Source organism: Paenibacillus doosanensis (genome assembly GCF_025060755.1).
Classification (GTDB): domain Bacteria; phylum Bacillota; class Bacilli; order Paenibacillales; family NBRC-103111; genus Paenibacillus_S; species Paenibacillus_S doosanensis.
The window spans coordinates 1-23,867 of sequence record NZ_JANYUY010000035.1 but is presented as its reverse complement, the minus strand read 5'-3'; the positions used below and the strand labels follow the sequence as shown (position 1 = coordinate 23,867).

At 52.4% G+C, this 23,867-nt stretch carries 18 protein-coding genes; 16 read left to right on the top strand and 2 right to left on the bottom strand.

What is annotated here, in order from left to right; translation table 11 throughout:
• Positions 1-15: 15 nt before the first annotated feature.
• The 14 genes from N0M98_RS22055 (at position 16) to N0M98_RS21990 (ending at position 20,740) form a co-directional block, all read left to right on the top strand.
• Positions 16-975 carry an ABC transporter permease gene (locus tag N0M98_RS22055; protein WP_259619165.1) on the top strand — a complete coding sequence of 320 codons (960 nt, stop codon included), beginning with the start codon at positions 16-18 and terminating at the stop codon, positions 973-975.
• A 4-nt stretch (positions 976-979) separates the two neighbouring features.
• On the top strand, positions 980-1,846 hold the full coding sequence (locus N0M98_RS22050; RefSeq protein WP_249864585.1) for a carbohydrate ABC transporter permease: 867 nt from the start codon (positions 980-982) through the stop codon (positions 1,844-1,846).
• A gap of 38 nt (positions 1,847-1,884) precedes the next feature.
• On the top strand, positions 1,885-3,441 hold the full coding sequence (locus N0M98_RS22045; RefSeq protein WP_259619164.1) for an extracellular solute-binding protein: 1,557 nt from the start codon (positions 1,885-1,887) through the stop codon (positions 3,439-3,441).
• 40 nt (positions 3,442-3,481) lie between these two features.
• A complete protein-coding gene (locus tag N0M98_RS22040) occupies positions 3,482-4,840 on the top strand; it encodes a class-II fumarase/aspartase family protein (protein ID WP_259619163.1) in 1,359 nt (452 codons plus the stop codon).
• Between the two features lie 401 nt (positions 4,841-5,241).
• Positions 5,242-7,521, top strand: a complete 2,280-nt coding sequence (locus tag N0M98_RS22035) for a helix-turn-helix domain-containing protein (RefSeq protein ID WP_259619162.1) — start codon at positions 5,242-5,244, stop codon at positions 7,519-7,521.
• Between the two features lie 39 nt (positions 7,522-7,560).
• Positions 7,561-9,162 (top strand): extracellular solute-binding protein, encoded by a 1,602-nt coding sequence (locus N0M98_RS22030; protein ID WP_259619161.1) that lies wholly within the window; start codon positions 7,561-7,563, stop codon positions 9,160-9,162.
• Between the two features lie 135 nt (positions 9,163-9,297).
• Positions 9,298-10,245, top strand: coding sequence for an ABC transporter permease (locus N0M98_RS22025; protein ID WP_259619160.1), 948 nt, complete (start codon positions 9,298-9,300; stop codon positions 10,243-10,245).
• 13 nt (positions 10,246-10,258) lie between these two features.
• Complete coding sequence (locus tag N0M98_RS22020; protein WP_249864579.1) at positions 10,259-11,149, top strand: carbohydrate ABC transporter permease; 891 nt, start codon at positions 10,259-10,261, stop codon at positions 11,147-11,149.
• A gap of 45 nt (positions 11,150-11,194) precedes the next feature.
• Complete coding sequence (locus N0M98_RS22015) at positions 11,195-12,799, top strand: extracellular solute-binding protein (RefSeq protein WP_259619159.1); 1,605 nt, start codon at positions 11,195-11,197, stop codon at positions 12,797-12,799.
• A 21-nt stretch (positions 12,800-12,820) separates the two neighbouring features.
• Complete coding sequence (locus tag N0M98_RS22010) at positions 12,821-14,401, top strand: arylsulfatase (protein WP_259619158.1); 1,581 nt, start codon at positions 12,821-12,823, stop codon at positions 14,399-14,401.
• 49 nt (positions 14,402-14,450) lie between these two features.
• Positions 14,451-15,956 (top strand): sulfatase family protein, encoded by a 1,506-nt coding sequence (locus tag N0M98_RS22005; RefSeq protein WP_259619157.1) that lies wholly within the window; start codon positions 14,451-14,453, stop codon positions 15,954-15,956.
• A gap of 13 nt (positions 15,957-15,969) precedes the next feature.
• A complete protein-coding gene (locus N0M98_RS22000) occupies positions 15,970-17,736 on the top strand; it encodes a glycoside hydrolase family 2 protein (RefSeq protein WP_259619198.1) in 1,767 nt (588 codons plus the stop codon).
• A gap of 22 nt (positions 17,737-17,758) precedes the next feature.
• Positions 17,759-19,291, top strand: coding sequence for a sulfatase-like hydrolase/transferase (locus N0M98_RS21995; protein ID WP_259619156.1), 1,533 nt, complete (start codon positions 17,759-17,761; stop codon positions 19,289-19,291).
• A 15-nt stretch (positions 19,292-19,306) separates the two neighbouring features.
• On the top strand, positions 19,307-20,740 hold the full coding sequence (locus N0M98_RS21990; RefSeq protein ID WP_259619155.1) for a sulfatase-like hydrolase/transferase: 1,434 nt from the start codon (positions 19,307-19,309) through the stop codon (positions 20,738-20,740).
• Between the two features lie 63 nt (positions 20,741-20,803).
• Here N0M98_RS21990 and N0M98_RS21985 read toward each other — a convergent pair whose 3' ends face one another.
• Positions 20,804-21,715 carry an ArsR/SmtB family transcription factor gene (locus tag N0M98_RS21985; protein ID WP_259619154.1) on the bottom strand — a complete coding sequence of 304 codons (912 nt, stop codon included), beginning with the start codon at positions 21,713-21,715 and terminating at the stop codon, positions 20,804-20,806.
• Positions 21,716-21,906: 191 nt separating this feature from the next.
• Complete coding sequence (locus N0M98_RS21980; protein WP_249864571.1) at positions 21,907-22,470, bottom strand: helix-turn-helix domain-containing protein; 564 nt, start codon at positions 22,468-22,470, stop codon at positions 21,907-21,909.
• Positions 22,471-22,864: 394 nt separating this feature from the next.
• Between N0M98_RS21980 and N0M98_RS21975 the strand changes: the two genes are divergently transcribed.
• Both N0M98_RS21975 and N0M98_RS21970 read left to right on the top strand, forming a co-directional pair.
• On the top strand, positions 22,865-23,383 hold the full coding sequence (locus N0M98_RS21975; protein ID WP_259619153.1) for a PadR family transcriptional regulator: 519 nt from the start codon (positions 22,865-22,867) through the stop codon (positions 23,381-23,383).
• Positions 23,384-23,632: 249 nt separating this feature from the next.
• Positions 23,633-23,776: a hypothetical protein gene (locus N0M98_RS21970; RefSeq protein ID WP_259619152.1), complete on the top strand. Its 144-nt coding sequence runs from the start codon at positions 23,633-23,635 to the stop codon at positions 23,774-23,776.
• The last annotated feature ends 91 nt before the right edge of the window (positions 23,777-23,867 follow it).

Here is a 23,867-nt window from a genome sequence, read left to right as displayed (position 1 = left end):
GAAGGAGGATGAACGATGAGTAAAGGTTACGATGCGAACGCTGCCGTGTCCGCCCGACCGGCAAAGCAGCAGGCGCTGAAAAGATCGTACGTTATAAAAAATTGGCAAATTTACTCCATGATTGTGCCGGGCTTACTATTTTTTGTCATTTTTAAATATATCCCTTTGGCTGGAAGTATTATCGCCTTTCAGAACTATACCCCTTTCGGGGGCATACTCGGAAGTAAGTTTGTTGGACTCGAGCATTTTGTACGGCTGTTTAGCTACCCTGAGTTTTACCGCGTGCTCCGCAATACGCTGCTCATCAGCATGTACCAGTTAATCTTCGGCTTTCCTGCGCCGTTAATTCTGGCGCTGCTGCTGAACGAAGTGCGCAAGGTTGCCATGAAGCGATTTATGCAGACGATCTTGTATGTGCCGCATTTTTTATCGTGGGTCATCCTGGGAGGCATGGTCATGACTCTGCTGTCGCCCGATCGGGGGCTGGTCAACCACGTATTGAATTCATTCGGATCGGACAGCGTATTTTTTATGCAGCAGCCGGAATATTTCCGCAGCATTGTGGTCATCTCCGGCGTTTGGAAGGAAGCGGGCTGGGGAACCATCGTGTACTTGGCGGCGCTGACCGGGGTGAATCCCGAGTTGTACGAGGCGGCGGAGGTCGACGGAGCGGGAAAGCTGCGGCAAGTGTTTAGCGTCACGATTCCCGCCATTATGCCGACCATTATGGTTTTGCTGCTGCTGAAGATCGGGCATATGCTGGATCTCGGATTCGAGCAAATCTACGTTTTATTGAACCCGCTCGTGAGGGAAACCGGCGACATCCTGGACACTTATATTTACGAGGTGGGCTTACTGGGAGGTCAATATAGCTATACTACGGCGATCGGATTGTTCAAGTCGGTAGTCGGACTGATTCTGATTCTGGGAGCCAATGCCATCAGTAAAAAGACAACGGGAGATTCGATCTATTAGGAGGATGGAGGTTGTGAGAAAAGCCAGTCTGTCTCAGCGATCGTTTGAAGTATTGAATTATTCGATTCTTGTGCTTGCTTCATTGACGGTGCTGATCCCTTTTTTGAATATTTTGGCCGGGTCCTTTAGCGGCGGGAATGCCATTTTGCAAGGATTGGTTACGGTCGTGCCGGTCAATTTTACTCTGGAGAATTACAGTGCCGTAATCCAAAATTTCGGATTTTGGAAATCGTTCGGCATCACCGTGTACATTACCGTAGTAGGCACTTCGCTAAACCTGATCTTTACGTCGCTGATGGCTTACGGGTTAGCCCGCCGGGATTTAAAAGGAAGGTCGGCGATCGTGCTGATCGTTTTATTTACCATGATTTTTACGGCGCCGATCATTCCTTCCTATTTGCTGGTCAAATCGCTGGGCATGCTGAACACGTTATGGGCCGTCATGATTCCGTCGCTTATTAGCGGCTTTAATCTTTTGATTATGATCTCGTTTTTTCAAAATATTCCCGACGGATTAATAGAAGCGGCGCGCATGGACGGATGTCATGAATACCGCACCTTCTGGAGCATCGTGCTTCCCTTGTCCATGCCGGTGATGACGACGATAGGCTTGTTCTATGCGGTCAGCAACTGGAACGGTTATTACGCGGCGATGATGTACTTGCGCGATGCGAGCTTGTTCCCGCTGCAAGTGAAATTAAGGCAATTATTTGAGCAGGATAACGCCGGAGATATCCTTACGACCTTCTCGTCGACGGAAGGCATCAAGATGGCGTCGATTATCGTGGCAACCGTTCCTGTCATGCTGATTTACCCGTTCATTCAAAAACATTTTGTCAAGGGCGCCATGATCGGTTCGGTGAAAGGCTAGTATCCATATGGTTTGCATGTATATTGAGGGGGATCGCAATGAAAAAGAAAGTGATAATTACGTTAACTGGTTTATCTTTAACCGGAGGCCTGCTCGCAGGATGCGCCGGTAAGGATGATCATTCGGCTGCGAAAGCGAACGATGGGACTCCGCCGACCGTCAAGCTTGTTATGAGCGACCGCAATATGCCGTATATTCAATCTTCGCCTAACATTAATGATGATAAATATGTGAAAAAGCTGAGAGAGCTCTCGAAAACCGATGTGCGCATCGAAACGATCTCCCAGGGGGATTATTCCAAAAAGCTGAACCTGATGTTCGCCTCGGGCGAGCTTCCCGATGCGATCCAGGCCGTAAACGGCATCACTTCCCCCGAAGTAGCCGGAGCGTTAAATAACGGCGCGTTCTATGAATTGAACGATTTAATCGATAAATATGCGCCCGGCTTGAAAACGAAGATTAGCAAGGAGCTGTGGGATTCGTCGCTTGTAAGCAAGGACGGCAAAATTTACGCCATCCCCCGCGAAGCGCCGACGCCGAACAACCGTATCGTCTACATCCGCAAAGATTGGCTCGACAAGCTCGGCTTGCAGGCTCCGAAGACCGTCGACGAATATTTGAACGTGCTGCGCGCCTTTAGAGACAAGGACCCTAACGGCAACGGCAAGCAGGATGAAATTCCGTTTATCGGCCGGAAAAATTTCGACTTTGGCTATGTGTTCTTCGGGGCTTACGACGTTAGCCCGGAAGGGTGGAAATATGTCAATAACCAGCTCGTTCCTAATTTCATTCGTCCGGAAATGAAGGACGCGCTGAAGCTTCATCAGCAAATGTATCAGGAAAAGCTGATCGATAATGAAATATTCGTCAACACGGCTGCAGATTGGGGAGCCAAAATCGAAAGCACGCAGCGGGTCGGCATGTGGATTCATGCGGCTGAATATCCGGATAAGACGGCGACAAGCTACAAAATCCTCACTCCGCCGATCGAGTTTATCAACATTCCCGCGCCTACGGGACCGGACGGAAAAGGCGGCAACCTGATCGGTTCAGTCGTCGATCCGCTCTCGACATGGGTCATTCCGAAAACCAATAAACATCCGGAATATGTGCTGAAATTCCTGGAATGGTTTTTGTCCGACGACGCCCAAAAGTTTTTGAATTACGGACTTGAAGGCGACGATTTTACGATGGAAAACGGCAAGATCACCTACAAGCGCTTAAGCACGAAAGCCGATGCCGACAGAGAGCAGATGCATCTTCAATGGCTGCGGTTAATCGGGCCAAGCAATATTCATGATCAGGAATTTATGAAAAATCGCGAAAACGGGCAGCTTGTCGGCGAAGCGTTGAAAATCGCTACAAGCGAAGGAAGGGTTAACGACGGCTTGGACATGCCGATTCCTCCGACATTGACGGTTAAGCCTGAGCTTCAATACACCGGCCTGTGGATGGAAACGGCCGCCAAAATCATTACCGGACGCGATTCTCTGGATAGCTTCGACAAGTTCGTAGAAGACTGGAAAAAACGCGGCGGAGATCAAGTCATTCAAGAAGCGACCGATTGGTACAAGCACAATAAAGGAATAAAGTAAACATAGGCATAACGAAGAACAAGGCTGGAGGAATCGCATCATGGGCAATCATGTGGAACTGGACATGCACGAACTGTTTTCCCTGCGGTCGCGCCTGCAGCGTTACCTGGACGTCGAAGCGGCGCTCGCGTTGACACAGGCGGAGCTGGGGATCATCCCGCTGGCTGCCGGCGATAAAATCGCCGAAGCCGCGAAGGTGGAGCTCATCGATTTGCAGCGTCTTGAAGCCGGACAGGCGGTCACCGGCCACTTTATGATGCCGCTCGTTACCGAGCTGTCCCGCGCCGTCGGAGAGCCTGAAGGCGAATACGTTCATTGGGGCGCCACGACGCAAAATATTGAGCAGACGGGCGATGTGCTTGGCATTCGCGACGCCGTTCGCCTGTTGACGGAAGAGCTGCGCGGCGTCATCGAAGCGTTGGCCGGTTTGGGCGAACGAACCGCCGATACGGTTATGGCCGGGCGAACGCATTGGCAGCAGGCGGTACCGATCACTCTCGGCTTTAAGGTGGCGACCTGGACCGATGTGATGATACGGCATGCGGAACGTCTGGAGCAGCTCAAGCCGCGTCTGTTTACATCCATGACAGGCGGTGCGGCGGGTACGTTTGCCAGCATGGGCGAACGGGGACCGGCGGTTCAAGAAGGCGTGGCCCGGCGGCTGGAGCTGACTCCGATGAAGGTGCCGGCGAGAAATATCGTGGACCATTTCGCCGAGTATGTGCTTCTGCTGGGCATGATGGCGGCCACGTTGGCCTCGATGGCGGAAGAAGTGTCGCGGTTGATGTCCGCGGAGTTTGGCGAAGTCAGCGAGAGCTTGCCCAAGGGGGATGTCGGAAGCTCGACGATGCCGCAAAAGAGAAATGCCAAAAAATGCATGGAGGTCGTCATCAAATCGGCCCGGATCAGAGCCTTGGTTCCTACGGCGCTGGAAGCGATGATCCAATCGCATGAAGTGGACGGCACCCGGTCGGCCATGATGCAGCATGCGGTGGAACAGAGCTCCATCTTGACCGGCGATATACTGAGGGCGATCCGCAAGGTGATGACCGGTCTCGAAATTTATCCGGAACGGATGAGAGCGAATCTGGAGCTGACCGGAGGTCTCATTAACGCCGAAGCGGTGATGATGACGCTGGCGCAGACGATCGGCCGGCAAACCGCGCATGAGGTAGTTCATGACGCCGCCTATCAGGTGGCGCAAAGCGGAGCATCGACGACCTTCTCCGATGTGCTGACCGCCGACCCGAGGGTCAACGAACATCTAAGCAAGGAAGAGCTGCGCAAGCTGCTCGACCCGGCGGCTCACACCGGACTCAGCGCCGAGATCGCCCGCAAGACCGCTTCCCGGGCCCGCGCCGCAGCTCAGCTAATGAATAACGACTCCGAAGTAAAATAAAACCGAGTAAAATTACGATACAGGCTGATGGTACCCATCGGTCTGTATTTTTTTGTCTTAACCGCTTCTCCAGTCGGCATTTCGGCTTATTTACTTGCCGCATCAAACATATTATTATTACAATAAACATTATAAAAATATAATATAATAAACCGAGGCGGCTCTGACGGGCTTTGCAGCGGCCGGGGAAGCCGTTTTGCAAATCTCGCATAGCCGGTGAAGAATGGCAAATTGAAACAAAGGGCGCGCAGCCTATACAATCAGGTTACGGAGCATAAATCAAGGATTAGATAAAGATGCACCAAATCGGGCAGGAATGGAACTTATCTAATTATACGGCTGGCATGGTACGCCGGGAAGGTTGCGACATCATCCCGCATGCCGGTAAGGGGGCAGGGCTCTTGGCTCGTCAAAAAAGTATGTTTCGCAAGCTGTTTATTTCGTATATCGTTATTTTGGCCGTACCGCTGTTTATTTTGGGCGGAATCGTCTATTACTTCAATGTGGTGAGCTATCAGAGGGAAGTTTCGGAGGCGAATTTGGCGAAGCTGACCCAGGTCAGGAACCAAATTGACTTGGAGCTTAAATCGCTAAGAGAAATTATTTATCATATTTCAAGCCAAGCGGATATGTATGCGGACCCGTATACTGCTGCGCCGGACGAAAAAGGGGACCAGCACAGCATGATCGCCCCTCAGCTTATGGCGTATAAAGACCACTATCCCTTCATAGACGAAATCATGTTTTATTACCGGGGCGATACGAAAGTTTATTTGACATCGGGCCAATACGATTACCAGTCGTTTGAAAATAACGTCAAAAAGAACTACAACTGGGCGGGAGCCAGCGTCTTCAAGGAGCTCAACTCGGTTAGCGCCCCTAAGTCGTTTCGAGTTGAAACCAAAGGGTCCGACATGCCTGACGATAGCAATATGCTGGCATTTCTGTATCCGGTTCCGTTATTAGAAACGATCCCTCAAGCATCCGTATTATTCACCGTCAAAGAAACCGAATTTTTCTCCAAATTCCAGAACATTCTCGGCAATTTTGAAGGCGCTGTCTTTATTTACGACCCGTATTACCGGTCTCTCGTTTCATTAAATCATCAAATGGGCAGCCTCGATATGACCAGTTTGGAAGAGCAGCTTAGAACCTTTAAAGGAACCGGTATTTTCAACGTGACGTCCGGCGGCATGAATTTGATTGTGACCCGCATGGTCTCGGAAGAAACGGATTGGAGCTATATTATAGCGATGCCGGATTCTTTCTTCTATAAAAGCGTGAATACCAACAGCACCCTGATCGTCGGTATTATTTTTATTCTCCTGGTTGCGGGATTCGTCGGAGCGCTCTTGTTCTCGCTGAAAAATTACAAGCCGATCAAAGTGCTGCTGTCCCAGTTTACAAAATCGGGATACGAAGAGTCGGATCAGGATATCGAAGGAAAAAACGAATTTGAAATTATACGACTCACTTTTGAAAGCGCTTTACAGAAGAATAAGGATATGCTTATGCAAATGAATGCGCAAAGACCGTTAGTGAAGGACCAGTGTTTGTTAACCTTGCTCGGGGGAAAGAAGATCGATCCCGGCGAACGGGATTATTTAATTAAATGCTCCAACCTGATATTGGACGGAAGCGCCTATTATTGTATGGTTCTTTCCACGCACCCGGATGATACCGAAGGCCCTGAACTGGGTCACATTATAGCTCTCTTGGAGAATGTGTATTTTAATGGAGGCAGAGGATACGGCGTTGAAGTCGTCAACGGAAATTACGTTGCCGTCATTATCGTCCTGCAGGAATATCCGGCGGATGTAAAAAGCAAACAACAGGATATAGCGGGCAATCTGGTCCAGCATGCCAAGGAAAACCTCGGTCTCCAAATGATTGTCGGCATAGGGAAAATATATCGGAGCATCGAACAGTTAAACGCCTCTTATCTGGAAGCGTCCGCCGTGTTGTTCGACAACCAGATCAATAATAAGAAAGCCGTTCATTTTTTTGACGATATTGAAAATGCGCAGGAGCAGATCAACTGGTATCCGATGAAGGAACAGGCGCTGTACATTCAAAGCTTGAAGCAGGGGGATCAGGCGGTAGCCCTGGAAACGCTTAGAGCGCTGATTGAACAATTGGAAGCGGGGACTATCTCGTACTATATGGTCAAGTGCCTGTGCTTCGACATTGTGAATCATATTCTGAAAGCCATGAACCAAATGAATTTCCGGAATTTTTCCGTGGACATTAAAGAGCTGATCAAATTCAACTCGCTCCAGGAATTTCAGAAATGTATGGAATCGATCACCATATTGTTTTGTTCGCAGGTAAATCTTCAAAAAGAAAAAGAGAACGTCGAATTGAAAAATAAGATCATTTTTTACATCAACGAGCATTTTAAAGACAGCAGTCTGTCTCTGGAACATATAGCGGGGCAATTCGGCCTTTCAACCTCGTTTGTGAGTCGGTTTATAAAGGATGAAACCGGCGTTAATTTCGTGGATTACTTGTCCAATCTTCGCATGAACGAAGTAAAGCTTCAATTGCAATACACAGACAAACTCATCCAGGAGATCGTAACCGATGTCGGTTATCTCAATACACCAAGTTTTGTGCGTAAGTTTAAAGCGATGGAAGGGGTTACGCCGGGACAATACCGGCAAATTACCGGGAAGGGTTAACAATCGCCATGCTTTGAAAACTTAAGGGGAGTGATGGCTATGAGAGTACGGTTCTATCGTAAATCATTGGCGTGGGGGACGGCATTCCTGCTGCTTGCGTCCGCCCTCGCCGGCTGCAATGAGGACAGTTCGCCGGGAAGCGCTGCGGGAGAGCCCGCCGCTTCGGCCAACATGAACGAAAGCGGCCTGCCTATCGTCAAAACGCCGATCACACTAAAAGTATGGACTCCGATGAGTCCGAACGCGTCGCAATTTATTACCGATTACGGACAAAATGAAGTGTACCAGGAATTGGAAAAACGCACCGGCATCCATATCCAGTTTATTCATCCGGCCCAAGGGCAGGAGAAGGAGGCGTTCAACCTGATGATCGCTTCCGGCGAGCTGCCCGACATCATTACCGGGGCGGGACGGTATGTCGGCGGGGAAGAGAAGGGGGTGCGGGACGGCGTGTTCGAGGATCTGACTCCATACCTTCAGAAATACGCGCCAGACTACTACAAGCTCGTCACGTCCGACGCCGAAACGAAGCGCGAGGTGACGACCGACGACGGCAAGTTTCCCGCCTTCTACATGATCAAGCCGGATCAGGATGCGCCGTTTCGCCGGATCATGTTCCGCGAGGATATGCTGCAATCGGTCTCCATGGACGTGCCGAAAACGATTGACGAGTACGAGAAGTTTTTTAAGGCGATCAAGGACAGCAAAGGGATTGCTCCTTATATTCCGGTGACTAACGGGCTGGAGGAGCAATTTATGGGACCCTATGGCATCATTCCGGGCTTTTATTTGAAGGACGCCAAGACGGTAGCTTTCGGGCAGGCTCAGCCCCAGTTCAAGGAATACCTCGCGCTGATGAACAAATGGTACAAGGAAGGCTACATTAACAAGGATTTTGCCGGGTTAAAGGCGACCCAGACGCAAGCGCTGTTCGACAGCGGTAAAGCGGCCACGCTCGTCGAGGCGGTCGTGGGCAGCTACAACCGCGGAAAACAGCTGAAGCAAAATTACGTTTCGGCCCCTTACCCCAGGCTAAAGGCAGGGGAACAGATTCATTACCAGCCGAAGACTTGGCCACTGGCCGGCAACGGTCAAGAGACCGTAATCGCAACTTCCTCCAAATATAAAACGGAGGCGATCCGCTGGCTCAATTACGCTTATACGCAAGAAGGAGCCATGCTGTACAACTACGGGATTGAAGGCAAGACCTATACGATGGTGGACGGAAAACCGAAATATACGGATTATATTTTGAATCACCCGAAATACGGAACGGAGAATGCGAACTATATTCTGCGCGTGCACTTCGCACCGAAACTGGCCTTCTCGGATATAGCCAACCCGAATTTGGCCAAAAGTCCGGACTCGGCGGCGATCCGGCAAAAATGGGCCGACGATCCCAACGCCGATAGCGCGCTGCAGCTGCCGCCGATCCGTCTGACCTCGGAGGAGAACGACAAGCGTTCCAAAATAATGACCGAGGTGGACACGTACAGCGATGAGATGGTATTGAAATTTATCCTCGGCGCGGAGCCGCTCAGCAACTTCGACAATTATGTCAGTCAGCTCAAAAAGCTGGGATTAGACGAAGCGGTGAGCATCTCCCAAGCCGCTTACGACCGGTATGAAAATAAGAAATAACAGACCGTCCATCGTTTCTCGCAAGAATAGCATAACGCCAAAATGAATGGCAAATTGAACAAACGCCGTTAGCCCGCATACAATCAAGGTGGTTGGCGGGCCTAACGCCACAACGAAACGGAAAGGGGAAGCAAAATGGACTTGGCAACAACGACGGCCAGAACGCCAAGCAAGACGTTCGCAAGCAGGCTCCGCAAGGACCTGATCATGAACAAGTACGTGTATATTATGGCTTGTCCGATCATCGTGTTCTATATTCTGTTTCATTACGTGCCTATGGCGGGACTTGTAATCGCTTTCCAGGATTTCAATGCTTTCAAGGGCATCCTGGGCAGCCATTGGGTCGGGCTTAAACATATCAATGAGTTTCTTACGAGCCCTTATGCGTTTCGCGTCATCAAGAACACCTTTTTACTCAATGTTTATCAAATTTTATTCGGCTTTCCCGCGCCGATCCTGCTGGCGCTGCTGCTGAACGAGATCCGCAGCCACATCTTTAAACGGACCGTTCAAACCGTGAGCTACATGCCGCATTTTATTTCGCTCGTGGTCGTCTGCGGGATGCTCGTTGATTTTACGGCGAGCAGCGGGGTGATCAACGATCTCGTCCATGCTCTGGGCGGCGAACGCACCAATCTGCTCATGCAGAAGGAATGGTTTCGCACGATCTTCATCTCCAGCGGGATTTGGCAGGAGGTGGGCTGGGGCAGCATCATCTACTTGGCGGCTTTATCCTCCGTCGATCCGAGTCTTTATGAGGCTGCGGAGATGGACGGAGCGAGCCGGCTGCGCAAGGCGATGCATATTACGCTGCCGGCGCTCGTTCCGACCATCACCATCTTATTGATTATGCGGCTCGGTCATATTATGAGCGAAGGCTTCGAGAAGATCATCCTGCTGTACAATCCGTTAACCTATGAGACCGCCGACGTTATCGCTTCTTATGTTTACAGGCGCGGGCTGCAGGAGGCGAATTACAGCTTCGGCGCGGCAGTGGGGTTGTTCAATTCATCGATTAACTTCATCATTTTGCTTGCCGCCAACTATGTGAGCCGCCGATTTGTCAAAGAAAGCTTATGGTAAAGGAGGGAAAAAAGTGATTTTCAAAAAAACGATCGGGGAAACGATTTTTGATTCGTTCAACCACATTTTGCTCGTTTTGTTCGGATTGGTCAGCCTGTATCCGCTGCTGTACGTCTTGTTCGCTTCCTTCAGCGAGCCGGCTGAGCTGGCGAAGCATACCGGCATATTGCTGAAGCCGCTCGGCTTCTCCGTAGTCGGATATGAAATCGTATTCAACAATCCTAATATTATTATCGGTTACATGAACACGATCATCTATGTCGTTGTAGGCACCTGCCTGAATGTACTGTTAACGGCTATCGGTGCTTACGTGCTGTCGCGCAAAAACTTGATGCTGAAAAAGCCGATGATGATCATGATCGTGTTCACGATGTATTTCGGCGGAGGGCTGATCCCGCACTTCCTTCTTGTCAAAAATCTGGGGATGTACGATAGCCGGCTGGCCCTGATCATCCCCGGAATTATCGCAACGTGGAACTTGATCGTGATGAGAACGGCCTTTAACGCCATTCCCGACAGCCTGGAGGAATCGGCCAAAATCGACGGAGCCAATGACTTTGTCATTTTATTCCGCATCATTCTCCCGGTAACGAAGGCAACGCTTGCAGTCATGGTGCTGTTCTATGCCGTCGGCCACTGGAACTCCTGGTTTAACGCCATGATCTATCTCCGCGACCGGGGCTTATTCCCGCTGCAGCTGCTGCTGAGAGAAATATTGATCGCCAACTCGGCCGGGGGAAATCTGCTGGAAGGCGCCTCGGTTTCGGATGACGATCAAGCGCTGGTCTATCTGGTTATTAAGTACTGCACCATTATTGTGGCAACGGTGCCGATCCTGTTTATTTATCCTTTCTGCCAAAAATATTTTATGAAGGGCGTCATGCTCGGCTCCTTAAAAGGATAGCGTTCAAAACGATTTATTAAAATATAGGAAAAGTGGGGAAAAGCTATGAGACTTCGGTTCCATCGCAAATCATTGGCATGGGGGACGGCATTCCTAATGCTTGCGTCCGCCCTCGCCGGCTGCAACGGGGACAATTCGCCGGGAAGCGCTGCGGGAGAGCCCGCCGCTTCGGCCAACATGAATGAAAGCGGGCTGCCTATCGTCAAGACGCCGATCACCTTAAAAGTATGGACGCCGATGAGCTCGAACGCATCGCAGTTTATTACCGATTACGGGCAAAACGAAGTGTACCAGGAGTTGGAAAAGCGCACCGGCATCCATATCGAGTTCATTCATCCGGCTCAAGGGCAGGAGAAGGAGGCATTTAACCTGATGATCGCTTCCGGCGAGCTGCCCGACATCATCACCGGAGCGGGGCGTTATGTCGGCGGAGAGGAGAAAGGGGTACGGGACGGCGTGTTCGAGGACCTGACTCCCTATCTTGAGAAGTACGCGCCCGATTACTATAAGCTCGCTACGTCCGACGCCGAAACGAAGCGCGAGGTGACGACCGACGACGGCAAATTTCCCGCCATCTATATGATCAAGCCGGAGCAGGATGCGCCGTTTCGCCGGATTATGTTCCGCGAGGACATGCTGAAATCGGTCTCGATGGACGTGCCGAAAACGATTGACGAGTACGAGAAGTTTTTTAAGGCGATCAAGGACAGCAAGGGCATCGCTCCTTATATTCCCGTCCCTAACGGGTTGGAAGAGCAGTTTATGGGCCCGCTAGGCATCGTTCCCGGCTTCTACCTGAAAGACGGCAAAACCGTCGCCTTCGCGCAAACTCAGCCGCAGTTCAAAGAATACCTTACGCTGATGAACAAATGGTACAAGGAAGGCTACATCAACAAAGATTTTGCCGGGTTAAAAGCAGCTCAGGCACAGGCTCTGTTCGACAGCGGCAAAGCCGCCACATTCGTCGATGCGGTCGTAGGCACCTATAACCGCGGCAAGCAGCTGAAGCAGAACTACGTTCCGGCGCCTTATCCAAGGCTAAAGCTGGGAGATCGGATTCATTATCAGCCGAGCGACTGGCCTGTGCCGAACCAAGGGCAAGAGACCGTGATCACAACCTCCTCCAAGCATAAAGTAGAAGCCGTTCGCTGGCTTAATTACGCTTTTACGCAAGAAGGAGCCATGCTGTACAACTATGGGATTGAAGGCAAAACCTATACGATGGTAGACGGCAAGCCGAAGTATACGGATTATATTCTGAACAATCCGAAGTTCGGCACGGAAAACGCCAATTATATTCTTCGTGTTCATTTTGCACCCAAACTGATGTTCACCGATGTTGCGGCCAATCCGAATTTGGCCAAAAGTCCGGACTCGGCGGCGATCCGGCAAAAATGGGCCGACGATCCCGACGTCGACAGCGCGCTGCAGCTGCCGCCGATTCGCCTGACCGCGGAGGAGAACGACAAGCGATCCAAAATAATGACCGAGGTGAACACGTACAGCGACGAGATGGTATTGAAATTCATCCTCGGCGCGGAACCACTCGGCAACTTCGACAATTACGTCAATCAGCTCAAAAAGCTGGGAATCGACGAAGCGGTGAACATCTCCCAAGCCGCTTACGACCGGTATTTGAACAAAAAATAAGCCAACAATGGAGGCGATCCAATGACTAAGCAGCCGAACATCATTTTGATTCTGGTCGATGATATGGGATTCTCCGATATAGGATGCTACGGCTCGGAGATCCATACGCCGAATCTCGATCGACTGGCCGGGGAAGGCGTGCGCTTTTCGCAATTTTACAATACGCCCCGCTGCTGCCCTACGCGAGCGTCCATCATGACCGGACTTTTCCCGCATCAGGCGGGACTCGGATTTATGGAAGAAGATATCGGCAATCCGGCGTATACGGGAACGATTCACAGGCAATGCGTCACGATAGCGGAAGCTTTGGGGGATCAATACAACTCCCTCATGGTCGGCAAGTGGCATCTCGGCAAGCAAGAGCAGCAAAGACCTTATAATCGAGGGTTTGACAGCTATACGGGGCTGCTTGACGGCGCCAGCAATTACTTCAAGCCGGAGCCTATAAAAACCTTGATTAAGCGCAATCTTCCGTTTCAGCCTCCGGATGACGATTTTTACACGACGGACTGGTTTAGCGACAGCGCCGTCGACTATATTGACGAATACGGGCAACAGGAGAAGCCGTTCTTCCTATATCTGGCGTATACGGCTCCGCATTGGCCGTTGCAGGCTCCCGAAGAGGATATTGCCAAGTACAAGGGCGCTTACATGAAAGGCTGGGATCAGCTCCGCAAGGAACGATACGATCGCCTGATCGGCATGGGCATGCTGGATGAGAAAAGCAGCCCGCTGACCGAACGCGACAGCGGAGCCCCCGCTTGGGATACGGTGGAGAATAAAGAGGCTTGGGATCTGAAAATGGCCGTGTACGCCGCCATGATCGACCGGATGGATCAAGGGGTCGGCAAAGTGCTGGAGAAGCTCAAGGAGCTGCATATTGAGGACAATACGCTGGTGATGTTTTTGTCGGACAACGGCGCCTGCGCGGAAGGGATCGGTCTTCAAAGCGACAAGACGCCCGGCACGGCCGATTCGTTCATCGCTTATCATCTCCCGTGGGCCAACGTCAGCACGACGCCTTTCCGCCTATACAAGCATATGGTCAACGAAGGGGGCATTTCGACGCCGTTTATCGCCAGATGGCCGGAAAAAATCAGGCAGCAGGGCGCGATTACGCATCAATTCGGGCATTTGATGGATATTATGGCCACATGTCTGGATGCGGCGGGAATTTCATATCCCGAAACCTATAACGGCAACGAGATCATTCCGATCGAAGGAAAAAGCCTGCTGCCGATTCTCGAAGGGAACGAACGGGAAGGCCACGAGTATATGTTCTGGGAGCATGAAGGGAATAGGGCCGTGCGCCAAGGGAAATGGAAGCTGCTGTCCCGCTGCAAAATGGATTGGCAATTTACGGCGGCCTGGGGCTTCCGCGGCGATCGGGGGCCGCACGAGGAAAAGTGGGAGCTGTACAATATCGAAGAAGACCGGATCGAGTTAAACGATCTGTCCGATCAATACCCCGAGAAGGTTCGGGAGCTTGCGGACCGGCATGAGCAGTGGGCCCGGCGTACGGGCGTCATTCCTTGGACGGAGTATATGGAAGTAACCAAAACGGAGTATTTGCTGCGCACGCAAGAAATTACATGGGATTAAACCGAAGCGTACGGCAATTTGTCATTTGTAGGCCAGGGGGGGATGCACGATGAACCGGCAAACGGCTGAGAAGCCTAATATTTTACTCATTATGACGGATACGCAGCGCTGCGATACGCTGGGCTGCATGGGCAGTCCTTACGCCGTGTCGCCGCACTTGGACAGGTTGGCGCAAGAGGGCGTGCTGTTCGAAGAAGCTTATACGGCGTCTCCGGTATGCTCGCCGGCGCGCAGCAGCTTGATCACGGGGCTGCATACGCCGGTGCACGGATGCATCGAGAACGGAATCAAGCGCCGGGAAACGTTCCAAACGCTGCCGGATGCGCTGAAGCAGGAAGGCTATACGAACCTGATGATCGGCAAAACCCATTTCGGGACGCTGCCAAGCTCCTTCGATATCGTCCATACGGTCGAAGGCGAGAAAAACTCCGGCTCCGGCTCGGACAGCTATGCCCGGTTCTTGGAACCGCACGGCATCCCCAGAAAAAGCGACGGCCCCCAATCCAGACCCGAGGAGCTGCATATGGAGGCGTTTTTGGTCGACCGGACGATCGAAGAGCTGGAAAAAGTCAGGCAAGAGGGCGGGGGGCCGTTCTTCGCCTTCTGCTCGCTGCTAAGCCCCCATTCGCCGCTGGACCCTCCGGGAGCATGGGCGCATCTGTACCGCGACAAGCCGCTGCCGCCTATCGACTACCGGCCCGGAGATATTGAGGCGCTGCCGGCCCAGACGAAACGTCTTCTGGGATTTCTGGGCCGGGAACGGGAGATGGAGGCTGCGCTGCAGTCCCCGGAAACGCAGAAGCATATCGACGAAGAGCGCCGGTTATATTACGGCTTGGCTGCATATACGGACGCGCAAATCGGCAGACTGCTCGATTATCTCGACGCCAGCGGGCTTCGCCGGTCGACGCTCATTATCTTCACCTCCGATCACGGGGAGCAGCTGTACGATCACGGGTTCAGCGACAAGCATAATTATTATGACGCGAGCTGGCGCGTCCCCTTCATCATGAGCATGCCGGGCACGCTGCCGACGGGGGAAACGAGAGACTTTGCCGTATGGACGGACATTACGGCGACCGTATTGGGGGCGGCCGGCGCTTCCAGCCGGTACGTTCAGGGCCATGATTTGTTCCGGCCGTTAAGCGACGGGAAGCCGTCGCCGCGCCGCTGCGGGGTCGGCACACTGTACCGCTCGGCGGCAATATCAACCAAATATTGGAAATTGGAATATTACTTCGATGAGCGGGAAGGACGATTGTACGATCGGCTGAATGATCCTTCTGAACGCAGCGATCTGTTCGGCCACCCCGCATACCGGGAAATCAAGGACGAATTGCTGGAAGCGCTGCTCGCCTGGCGTTCCAATCTGAGCGACCTTCAATATTTGACGGAATCGACCGGGGGAGGCGGACCCGTTGCCCGGCGCATAGCCCCGCATACGCTGCAGCTGAGCGGAGAGGACAACGAGCGCAGGCTCAGCGAAGCCGCCGAGCTCATCGACAACAAGTATAAGGAAGCGCATAAGACATTCATATCCAAGGGAGAGAGTTAAATTGTCACAACCGATGAGAACCGAGCATCCCAGGCCGCAGTTTATTCGCAGCGACTGGGCCCACTTAAACGGGCAATGGGAATTTGAATTCGACGACGAAAGGATCGGACGGAAGCAGAAATGGCATCTGGGCGCCGCCGCTTTCTCACGAACGATACAGGTGCCGTTTTCGTTTGAAAGCAAGCTGAGCGGCATCGGCGAGCCCGGCTTTCACGATACCGTCTGGTATCGGCGAACGTTCCAGGTTCCGGCGGAATGGACCGGCCGGAGGGTGCTGCTTCATTTTGGCGCCGTAGACTACCGGGCGAACGTATGGGTTAACGGCGAGCACGCCGCCGTGCACGAAGGCGGGCATACGCCGTTTTCGGCCGATATTACCGATTCCCTGCATCCGGACGGAACGAACACGGTCGTCGTGCTGGCCGAGGATTACAGCCGCAACTTGTCGCTGCCGCGGGGTAAGCAGTACTGGGAGCCGAAGTCGAAAGGCATCTTTTACACCCGCACGACGGGCATATGGCAGACGGTATGGATGGAAGCGGTCGATGCCGTGCATTTGGCCCAAGTGCGGATGACGCCGGATATCGATAACGGCCTGCTCCAAATCCGCCCGATCGTGGCAGGGCATAACGTGCAGGACGACCTCAAGCTTAAAGTCGAAATCAGCTTCAAGGGCGAGCCGGTCGCCGAAGATGTTTATTCGCTTAAGGAAGCGGAAGAAACCCGTTCGCTCGTGCTGCCGCATTACCAAGGCTTCCGGCGCTGCCATCTGTGGACCCCGGAAACTCCGAATCTGTACGATATTAAGTTCACGCTGCTTAAGAACGAGCGGCCGGTGGACGAGGTGACCAGCTACTTCGGCATGCGCAAAATTTCGGTCGAGAACGGCAAGCTGATGCTGAACAACCGATTTTATTATATGAGACTGGTGCTCGATCAGGGGTATTTTCCCGACGGAAATTTGACGCCGCCGTCCGATGAAGCGATTCGGCGCGATGTCGAGCTGACGAAGGAAATGGGCTTTAACGGCGCGCGCAAGCATCAGAAGATGGAGGACCCCCGCTATCATTACTGGTGCGACCGGCTCGGCCTGCTCGTATGGGGAGAAGCTGCCAACGCGTATCAATATTCGGAACCATACGTCAGGCGGTTTACCCGCGAATGGCAGGAGGCGATAGAGCGGGATTATAACCATCCCTGCATCGTCGCCTGGGTTCCTCTGAACGAAAGCTGGGGAGTCTGGAATATTAAAGACAACGAATCTCAGCAGCAGCACGCCTTGGCCATGTATCATTTGACGCGGTCGCTCGACCGGACCCGTCTCGTTGTATCGAACGACGGCTGGGAGCATATGAAGACGGATCTATGCACCATTCATGATTACGAGCCGTCCCGGCAAGTTCTTGAGGAACGCTACAGCACCGCTGAATCGGCTGTGAACGGGGTGCGCAATCACAGCAAGCGGACGTTTGCCGGCGGTATGGCCTATGAGGGGCAGCCGATCCTGGTGAGCGAGTTCGGCGGCATTTCGTTCAAAAAAAGCGAATGGGAAGGCTGGGGATACTCCGGCGCGAACAGCGACGAGGATTTCGTCGGCAAGCTGAAGGCCGTGGTCGAGCCGATGCTGGCTTCCCCTGTCGTGCAGGGCTTTTGCTACACGCAGCTGACGGATGTGGAGCAGGAAATTAACGGACTGCTCACTTATGACCGCAAGCCGAAGGTGCCGCTGGAGCAGATGCGGGACATTATTGCAGGGAAACTCTCGCCGAGAACGTTTTAAAAATAAGGGGGAGGTGCCATTCATGACGGGAAGCCGCAAAAATATAGTCATCATTATGAGCGACGAGCAAAGCTGGGATACGCTGGGGTGCCACGGCAACGCCGCGTCGGTCACCCCGAATATCGATGCGCTGGCCGCGCGGGGAACGTCCCTCGACCGCTGTTATACCGCGTATCCGCTATGCTGCCCGGCAAGAGCCAGCTTATGGACCGGCCTCATGCCTCACGGGCACGAGGTGACCGGGAATTGGCGGAGCATTCGCGAAGACTTGCGGGACGAGGGCTTGGTGAAAAACTTCAAGGAAGCCGGCTTCCACACGATCTATACCGGGAAATGGCATGTGCCCGGGACGACGCCGGACCGGTTTCACTTTGACGATATCAGCGCCATTCCGGCGGTGATCGAGGGACGGGATCGCGGCAGGTTTATCGAGGAATACCGGGAATATGCCCGCAGCGAAGGCTACGTTCTTCATGACACGCATATCGAGAATTTGACTCACGCCGATCTGGAGAAGCTGAACCGGCCCGGACGCGCGCCTTACGGCACGGCGGAAATCAAGGAGGAGCATTTTCTGGAAACGTGGCAAACCCGGCAGTTTCTGCAAGCAATGGACCGCCGGCCGGAGGAGCAGCCTTTTTTGGCGGTATGCTCGTATAATGCGCCGCATTTTCCAATGATCGTTCCGTCCCCGTACGATAAGCTGGTTAGACCGGAAGACGTGACGCTGCCGGAAAACTTTCTCAAGGGCATCGAGGGGAAACCGCAGGAAGTGCTGAACTCGCCTTATTTCAAAGAAATGCAAGGGCTGGACGAAAGCGAGTGGCGCGGATTCATCGCTCACTATTGGGGACTGTGCGCCTTGATCGACAAGCAGGTCGGGGAGATTGTCGGCTACCTGAAGCGTAACGGCTTGTTTGACAATACCATCATCGTGTTCGTATCCGATCACGGCGATATGATGGGCGCGCACGGCATCGTGAAAAAAGGCTTCCCGCTGCATTATGAGGAGGCGCTGCGCGTGCCGTTGATCATAGCGAACGCCGGAGCTTCCGAAGCTTCGGCACCTTCAGAAAGCGCCGCGCTCGTCTCTCTCATCGACCTGCTCCCTACCTTGGCCGATCTCTCCGGGGTCGCCGTCAAGCAGCGGCATGAAGGCCGATCGTTCGAGCCTGTGCTGCAAGGGAAGACCGATCGCCACCGCGACTATGTAGTGGCGGAAACCTTCAAGCTGGGGGGAGACGAAGGAGCTATCGTCGGCGGAGAGCGGGTCAGCCCCCGGCAGTTCAGGATCGGGAAGGACAGCGTGAACGTCTCCGTGCGGACCGATACGCATAAGTACATCTTCCGGTACATGGACGAGGAAGAGCTGTACGATCTGACGGAAGACCCTTACGAGAATGTGAATATCGCCGGGGACCGGGCGAGAACCGGGGAGATCGCGCATATGCGCGAGCTGCTTCGGCGGGAACTGGCGGACTCTCATCCTTTCCTCGGGCGGCTGATCGCCGGCAGGCTGGATGAAAGGAATGCCAATGCAATGACTACGGAATGATGGAGATGAAAAACGATGTCTTCGAAACGGCCTCATATTTTGTTAATTACCGCCGACGAGCTAAGGAAAGACGCGCTCGGCTGCTACGGCGGCGAAGCGGTGGCGACTCCGCATCTGGACGCGCTGGCCGGGGAATCTATCCAGTTCCAGCGGGCCTATGCGGCGAGCCCTTGGTGCTTGCCGTCGCGCTGCGCCATATTGACCGGACAATTGCCGCATAATAGCGGCGCCTACAGCAACTTCCGCAAATGCGAGCTGAGCGCAGGCATCCCGAATCTGTTTCAAGAGCTGAAAAGAAGCGGCTACGCAACGTCCGTTCACGGCAAATGCCATTTTTCACCGGTGCCTTATAACGAAACGAGGGCGGAGCTGACGCTTCCCTACGAGCAGTTCCGGGATTATTACGTGTCCCTGGGCATCGATCATCTGGATCTGCAGGACGATAAGCAGGTGTCCGTATGGTTTTATGACGATTACGCCAAAGAATTGGATGCGGCGGGTTACTTGGAAGCGTACCGGAGGGATACGTGGGACCGGAGCAAAGCGAAAGTATTTCCTTTCCCGGGTCCCGCAGAGTGGCATCCCGACAGCTGGGTCGGCCGCAAAGCGGCGGAATATATTGGCGGATATGCGGAGGAAGAACCGCTGTTTTGCTGGGTATCGTTCAGCGGCCCTCACTATCCGTTCGATCCTCCGGCCTCCTACTTCGATAGAGTCGATATGAGCAAGGATAAAGCGATGGTCGGCAAGGCCGGGGAATTCGACGACCCGTCCCGGATTCATCATCTAAGCTTCCATGGGGACGGCCGCGGCATTTGCGACGGCTCGGGCCCGGCGCCGGGGCATGCGCAAAAAAACTACTCCGCGGACTATTGGCGGCAGCTGCGCAAAAGCTATTATGCCAACGTCGCCCTCATCGACGATCAGGTCGGACGCGTCATGGAAGCGGCGCGACGAAGATGGGGGGATGATGTTCTAATTATTTTCACGGCCGACCACGGCGAGATGCTGGGCAATCACGGCTTATGGGGGAAGGGCGATTGCGGATACGAGGATGTACTGAACGTGCCGCTGCTGGTGCAGTACCCCGGCGAACGCAGCCATCTTGCGAGCCGTTCCATGGTCATGCTCACCGACATTATGGCAACCTGCCTGAAGGCGGCCGGCGCTCCGCCGATCCCGACGGACGGCCGCGGTTTCAAAGAATCCGAAGCGCTCGGCGGGTACCGCTATATTATGAGCGAGGGGGAAGGCTTCCTGGCGGTCAGCGACGGGAGATGCAAATACATTCACGTCGTGAAGCACGGACGGGAGCATTACGAATTGTTCGATCTCATAACGGACCCGAACGAATTCGACAATGTGGCCGATCGTCCCGAATATGCGGCCGTGCTGGCGGAGCTGCGCAAGGAAGCCGCCAATGCGCTGATGAAGAAGCTGCTCGCTTAAGCTCGGGGAAGCGGGCAAGCAGGCAAGCAGGGGAGCTTGCGCTGCGGCCGGAGCGGATTCGCATTACCGCGAAAACACGAGCTTAATGTCCTGCGGCACGTTGCCGAAGCGCTTGCCGAACAAGTTCAGTCCGCCGCGGTGACGGGCCTCCGCCTTGACTTCAAATCTGACGACAATCGGCCGGTCCGGATGTAATTGAAGATCGTTTACCGTTAACGGAGCGCTGGGAACGCCGTTGACATAAGCTGCGGTCTCATTGACGCTCCATTCTGCAAGCAGCCCGTATTGAGTGCCGCCCTTCCACCAGACCGGCGTCAGACGGCCCTTCGTACCGCCGAAATCGCCGGGACTGGTGAAGGTGCCTAGCTCCATCCCGTTGATCGATACGGTAATGTCGGAGGGCCAGTCTTCATTGTAGCCGTACGTCTCCGAGCATACCTCCGCGCTTACCTTCAATTCGCGGATCAGAGGATCGTTGGAGGCCGCGTTCGGAAACGAATATTCGACATAGCCGGCCTCGCTGAACCAGATCAGGAGCGCTTCGGCGCGTTCGGGCATATAGAACGAGGTAGGCTCGTCCACATTGCCGATGACGCCTTCGTTATTGACCAGACCGCACGGAGCTTTCACCCGAAACGAGGTGTACATGCCCACCGGCATATGAACTTCCTTCACCTTCAGCGATTCGCTCGGCACTACAGGCAAATCGAGGACCAACGAATCGCAGGTTCGCAAGCAGATTTTGCCTCTTCCCAGCTTTTGAGCGGTTTCGATCAGCCCGACCTCCTCCAGCATCTGCACGTTGATCGATATCGTCGGCTGGGCGACGCCAAGCACTTTCGTCAGCTCGGAGACGCTCATCGGCTTTTCGCTAAGCGCTTGCAATATCCGCAGACGCAGCTCGCTGGAGAGCGCCTTGGCCGTATCGAGCAGCAGAGGGGCTGACACTCGCTTGCTTGTGCTGGTTTCATCCATGGGAGTGCTTCACTCTCCTTTATTGTATATAACTGCATCCTCCTCCGCTTAAGAGGGAAAGAAGCTGCGGGCAGGCTCGAAACACGGGAGCCGGCCTGCGGCTTTTTTCTTGATCGCGATGTGGTTTCAAAGGCGAACGCTTACGCTTTTCCAGATTCAAATGGCCCCTCCGCTCTTTTTTCACCAGGCTTTTAAGACTTCGGATAAAAAATGATCGTGTGATACACCGTCTTGCCGTCCGAGAGATTCGTATACGTATGCGGCTTATCGGCCGTAAAGTGGAGCGCGTCCCCCGCCTGGAGCCGGTACGTATCCTGCTGGATATCGAGCCGAAGCTCCCCTTGGGACATCAGAATATATTCCTCGACGCCTTCGTTATGCGGCTCGGATTCGTGTCCGCATCCCGCATCCAGCTCAACGGTGTATATTTCGAACTGCTTGTGCTGGTCGAACGGGATGAGCGGGAAGGCGCGGTATCGTCCGTCGTCCTCCGAGAACGGCTCCAGCTCTTCGAAACGGATATGAGTGACCTTGGTCTCCTCTTCCTCGATCAGGGAAGTGAACGAAATGTGGAGTCCGTTTACGATTTTCCACAGTATTGAAATGGTCGGATTGGAATCGCCGCGCTCGATTTGGCCGATCATCGCTTTGCTGACTCCCGTCAGCTCGGCGACCTGATCCAAACTGAGCGATCTCGCTTTACGGATGCTTTGCAGGTTGCGGCCGATTTTTTTATGAATTTGATCCTGTTCCATGGACGGTTCTCTCCTAATGATTTGACTAAAGCCAGGGGCTTCTTGGTTCAACGAGTTCCTTATGCTGATTGGCTTCAAATTCGTGTAGCCGAAACTTGGGGCAGAACACAACATGATATTCGAACACCGCATTATTTATTGCTGTCTACTGCTCGAGACATATGTTCACCTCTAGAATAGTATACCAAAATATGATATAGGGGTAGTACCAGTGAAAATGGGAAATTGTTTATGGCCTCGTTCTACTCTTGCTAGTCCGAGAAGGACTCTAGACTTTTGTAACATTCCATTTATTTGTTGTTCATCGTTTAATATATGAATAATCTATATTGACTAATCTGGTACGGATTGGTTAAACTATCGTAAAAATGAACATGTTAAGGAGTAGTAACATATGGACGAAAGAGCGCTGCTATTACTTGGAATATTAAAGTCGCAAAGCCTGCATGGTTATCAAATTAATGAATTTATTGATAAAAACTTGAGTCGTATTACCACTATGAAAAAAGCAACGGCTTATGCCATATTAGACAGGCTAAAGGCAGCCGGATTTATTAGTGTGCACGAGGAACAAGAAGGCAATCGTCCTCCACGAAAAGTTTATTCCATTACACCGCGTGGAGACCAGGAATTTGAGAGGCTTCTTCGTGAGAACTTGTCTGAACAAGATAACACCCCCTTTAAGGGCGATATTGGACTTATGTTTTTAGATCATCTGCCCAAAGAGGAGACGATTGATTGCCTTATGTTTCGCTTAAATGGCTTAACCGAACAAATCGAGGAATTGCAAAAGGCTCCTAAACATTCATTTTCCCAAGGGATAGACTTATCAATAGAACACCATCTCGTCTGTAAACAAGCCGAAAGGAACTGGTTACTTCTTGTCATTGAAAAATTAAAAAACGAAATTTAGCCTTACTTTACCGGGTTTGCGAGGTTTTGCGCAATACCCGGTTTTTTTGTAAAGAAACAAGCCTAATATTACCTTATAATCATAATTGACTAATCTGAATTGATGATCTATAATCAAGGACATATTAATCATTCATGACTAATCAAGAATTAATAAATGAAGATAAATAAAGAGGTGATTCTTTATGTAACAATAATCTTATCGCTAAGTTACCAATGAATATAAAAAATAATTGGGAGGAATTATACAATGTTGGCATTAGCAGTAATTTTTATTAACTTAGCATTAGTTGCTTACACAATCGGTGTTTGGGGAGAAAAACTTTCTGGTCGATTAAAACCAAAACATTTAGTTTACCCTGAATTTCGAAAGTACTGCGCATTAAAAACATAAAAAGGGCTCCAAATCTTTGGTAGAATGGTGTTTGTCCAGGACAACATCACCCAAAGAGAGGAGCACCTTTTAGGTGAAGTCTACCACACCG

Coding starts and splice junctions, on each gene's coding strand:
- N0M98_RS21970 (WP_259619152.1), top strand. CDS start 23,633: ATGTTGGCATTAGCAGTAATTTTTATTAACTTAGCATTAGTTGCTTAC.
- N0M98_RS22025 (WP_259619160.1), top strand. CDS start 9,298: ATGGACTTGGCAACAACGACGGCCAGAACGCCAAGCAAGACGTTCGCA.
- N0M98_RS22010 (WP_259619158.1), top strand. CDS start 12,821: ATGACTAAGCAGCCGAACATCATTTTGATTCTGGTCGATGATATGGGA.
- N0M98_RS22030 (WP_259619161.1), top strand. CDS start 7,561: ATGAGAGTACGGTTCTATCGTAAATCATTGGCGTGGGGGACGGCATTC.
- N0M98_RS22055 (WP_259619165.1), top strand. CDS start 16: ATGAGTAAAGGTTACGATGCGAACGCTGCCGTGTCCGCCCGACCGGCA.
- N0M98_RS21985 (WP_259619154.1), bottom strand. CDS start 21,715: ATGGATGAAACCAGCACAAGCAAGCGAGTGTCAGCCCCTCTGCTGCTC.
- N0M98_RS22000 (WP_259619198.1), top strand. CDS start 15,970: ATGAGAACCGAGCATCCCAGGCCGCAGTTTATTCGCAGCGACTGGGCC.
- N0M98_RS21975 (WP_259619153.1), top strand. CDS start 22,865: ATGGACGAAAGAGCGCTGCTATTACTTGGAATATTAAAGTCGCAAAGC.
- N0M98_RS21995 (WP_259619156.1), top strand. CDS start 17,759: ATGACGGGAAGCCGCAAAAATATAGTCATCATTATGAGCGACGAGCAA.
- N0M98_RS22045 (WP_259619164.1), top strand. CDS start 1,885: ATGAAAAAGAAAGTGATAATTACGTTAACTGGTTTATCTTTAACCGGA.
- N0M98_RS22015 (WP_259619159.1), top strand. CDS start 11,195: ATGAGACTTCGGTTCCATCGCAAATCATTGGCATGGGGGACGGCATTC.
- N0M98_RS22050 (WP_249864585.1), top strand. CDS start 980: ATGGAGGTTGTGAGAAAAGCCAGTCTGTCTCAGCGATCGTTTGAAGTA.
- N0M98_RS21990 (WP_259619155.1), top strand. CDS start 19,307: ATGTCTTCGAAACGGCCTCATATTTTGTTAATTACCGCCGACGAGCTA.
- N0M98_RS21980 (WP_249864571.1), bottom strand. CDS start 22,470: ATGGAACAGGATCAAATTCATAAAAAAATCGGCCGCAACCTGCAAAGC.
- N0M98_RS22005 (WP_259619157.1), top strand. CDS start 14,451: ATGAACCGGCAAACGGCTGAGAAGCCTAATATTTTACTCATTATGACG.
- N0M98_RS22040 (WP_259619163.1), top strand. CDS start 3,482: ATGGGCAATCATGTGGAACTGGACATGCACGAACTGTTTTCCCTGCGG.